The sequence below is a fragment of the uncultured Maritalea sp. genome, assembly GCF_937139385.1.
In the GTDB taxonomy this organism is placed as follows: domain Bacteria; phylum Pseudomonadota; class Alphaproteobacteria; order Rhizobiales; family Devosiaceae; genus Maritalea; species Maritalea porphyrae_A.
Window position 1 is genome coordinate 1 of record NZ_CAKZPW010000399.1, and the last position, 2744, is coordinate 2744.

Annotated in this window: 4 protein-coding genes; 3 read left to right on the forward strand and 1 reads right to left on the reverse strand. The window is 47.7% G+C overall.

Features of this window, described 5'->3' with window-relative positions; all coding sequences use genetic code 11:
• The first annotated feature begins 45 nt into the window (after window positions 1-45).
• A complete protein-coding gene (locus tag Q0231_RS15825) occupies window positions 46-570 on the forward strand; it encodes a hypothetical protein (RefSeq protein WP_299349086.1) in 525 nt (174 codons plus the stop codon).
• A 56-nt stretch (window positions 571-626) separates the two neighbouring features.
• Here Q0231_RS15825 and Q0231_RS15830 read toward each other — a convergent pair whose 3' ends face one another.
• A complete protein-coding gene (locus tag Q0231_RS15830; protein ID WP_299349076.1) occupies window positions 627-1064 on the reverse strand; it encodes a VOC family protein in 438 nt (145 codons plus the stop codon).
• Between the two features lie 98 nt (window positions 1065-1162).
• On the opposite strand from Q0231_RS15830, the gene Q0231_RS15835 reads away from it, so the two are divergent.
• Both Q0231_RS15835 and pdhA read left to right on the forward strand, forming a co-directional pair.
• Window positions 1163-1480, forward strand: a complete 318-nt coding sequence (locus tag Q0231_RS15835; RefSeq protein ID WP_299349079.1) for a septum formation initiator family protein — start codon at window positions 1163-1165, stop codon at window positions 1478-1480.
• Between the two features lie 204 nt (window positions 1481-1684).
• Window positions 1685-2695: a pyruvate dehydrogenase (acetyl-transferring) E1 component subunit alpha gene (pdhA, locus tag Q0231_RS15840; RefSeq protein WP_269394209.1), complete on the forward strand. Its 1011-nt coding sequence runs from the start codon at window positions 1685-1687 to the stop codon at window positions 2693-2695.
• Window positions 2696-2744: the final 49 nt, after the last annotated feature.

A 2744-nucleotide genomic window follows, 5' to 3' on the forward strand; every position in this document is an offset into this window, starting at 1 on the left:
TCATGATCGATAAGAAGTAAGGAGTATATAATGAGTGATTTTCCGATTGTTGATGAGCAAACATTTTCTGCACAAACCTCTAGTGGTCTCGTATTGGTAGATTTTTACGCGGATTGGTGTGAAAAATATCCAATTATTTCAATTGAAGACGGTATGGACGAAGACGATTGGGACGGCTGGAAAGCCCTTACCCAAGCCATTGGCAATAAATGCCAATTAGTGGGCGACGATTTGTTTGTGACAAACTCTGAGCGTTTGAAATCTGGCATCAAAATGGGCGTTGCCAACTCAATCCTTGTGAAGGTGAACCAAATTGGTTCTTTGACCGAGACCTCGGAAGCTGTGGAAATGGCGCATAAGGCAAATTATTCATCAGTTATGTCGCACCGTTCGGGTGAAACTGAAGATGCAACAATTGCTGATTTGGCTGTCGCGATGAATTGCGGTCAGATTAAAACTGGTTCTTTGGCGCGTTCTGACCGGTTGGCAAAATACAACCAATTGATCCGCATTGAAGAACAACTTGGTTTTGCAGCAAAATATGCAGGCCGTGACATTCTAAAGAGCTAGTTTATTGCTCTAAAATTACTAATCGAAGCGCCGCCGGGGAGCCCTTGGCGGCGTTTTTACGTTTGGCCATGTCCGCCCCAGCGAAACTCGCCATTTGGACCTAATCCTGAGAATGGATTATGTGCCACTTCCCACAAAAAGCTGTCAGGATCTGCGAAGTAGCCTGAGTACCCGCCCCAAAAAACGGTCTGGCCCGGCTTGATCAACTTACCCCCGGCCTGTTGTGCTTGTGCTAAGATCGTGTCCACCTCGTCAGCGGAAATTACATTTTGTGCGAGGGTGAAGGGGGAGTATTGTCCGTCCGCAAATTCGACGTGCGCGTCTTTGGCCAGTTCTTGGCGCCCATAAAGTGCAAGAGCAGATCCTTGCAGGTTGAAGGCCACAATGTCATCACTGGGGTTACTCGCCATCTGCCATCCTAGGTTTTGGTAGAATTGGCACGATGCGGCAAGGTCACGCACACCAAGGGTGATAAGGCTGGCGCGTTGTTCCAAAAGTTTGCTCCACAGGTTTTGAAATGGTTTGAAGTCACTAAGATTTAACACAAATTATTTACATTCAAGCAAGATCTATCTCTAAGGATTTTGCGTAAATGCCCACACGTCTTAAGCGCCCTTCTTTGCGCAATAAGCTAGCGATTGCTACGGTGCTGATCGCCTTTCAGGGGTACCTTGGGTATCATCTGGTTGAGGGAAATTTTGGTATTGTTTCACAAGCCAAGTTTTCTGAACAATTGATTGAACTGTCCCAAGAGCGAGATCAGCTCGCCGATCGTGTTGAAGTTGCACAGAACCGAAATTCCTTGCTGACAACGGATCGTCTTGATCCTGATCTATTGACAGAACGTGCACGTCATCTGCTAGGGTTCAGCAACCCGAACGATCTTATTGTTTCCACAGATTCAGAGTAACCGTATATCGGTTAATACCAGCAAATAACCTAATATCAGTTAATCGGCTTATGTTGCTTTTTTACAGATGGTTAGCGGCGTTATCTCGAGTAAAACAATATTTCTTTTCATCTCGTTGGCGCGTTAAGATGCGCCCATAAATATGCGGAAGAACCCTAATTAGGCGTTGATGCTTGAAAATGCGGTTCAAAGTTGGAGAAGCGAATGTCCAAAAAGACCGATACTAAGGCTGCGGCGAGCAAGTCGAACGCACCTGAGTTCACGAAAGAAGAAGATCTATACGCCTATCGTGAAATGTTGTTGATCCGACGCTTTGAGGAAAAAGCGGGCCAAATGTATGGCATGGGTCTGATTGGTGGGTTCTGTCACCTTTATATCGGTCAAGAAGCGGTTGTGACAGGCGTTCACATGGCTTCTAAAAAGGGCGACGCTTCAATTACTGGTTATCGCGACCACGGTCATATGCTGATTGTTGGCCTTGATCCGAAAGCTGTGATGGCTGAGTTGACCGGGCGTGCGGGCGGTTTGTCCAAGGGCAAGGGCGGCTCCATGCACATGTTCTCCAATGAAGAACGGTTCTATGGCGGTAACGGCATCGTTGGCGCGCAGGTCAGCCTTGGTACAGGTTTGGCATTTGCTGCAAAGTATCGCGGTGAAGACACTGTTAGCCTTTCATACTTTGGCGATGGCGCATCCAACCAAGGTCAAGTCTACGAGAGCTTCAATATGGCGAAGCTTTGGAATTTGCCAGCGATCTATATTATCGAAAACAACCGCTACGCAATGGGTACCAGCCTAGAGCGCGCAGCTTCTACAACGGACTTGTCGCAACGTGGTGCTTCATTTGGCATCCCGGGTGAGCAAGTCGATGGTATGGACGTGCGCATGGTGCGTGAAGCCGCTGCTCGGGCGATGAAACATGCGCGTGAAGGCAATGGGCCATACATCTTGGAAATGCAGACTTATCGTTATCGCGGTCACTCCATGTCTGACCCAGCAAAATATCGTTCAAAAGACGAAGTGCAGTCCATGCGGGCCGAGCGCGATCCGATCGAGCAGGTAAAAGCGCGGATTTTGGATAATGGATGGTCCACCGAGGAAGAATTGAAGGCGTTAGACAAAGAACTGCGCGCAATTGTTTCAGAAGCTGCGGACTTTGCCACAAACGATCCAGAGCCAGATGCTGCTGAGCTTTATACTGAGATTACAGTCTAGATTCGACGGACCAGGAGAAAACATATGCCAATAGAAATTTTGATGCCTA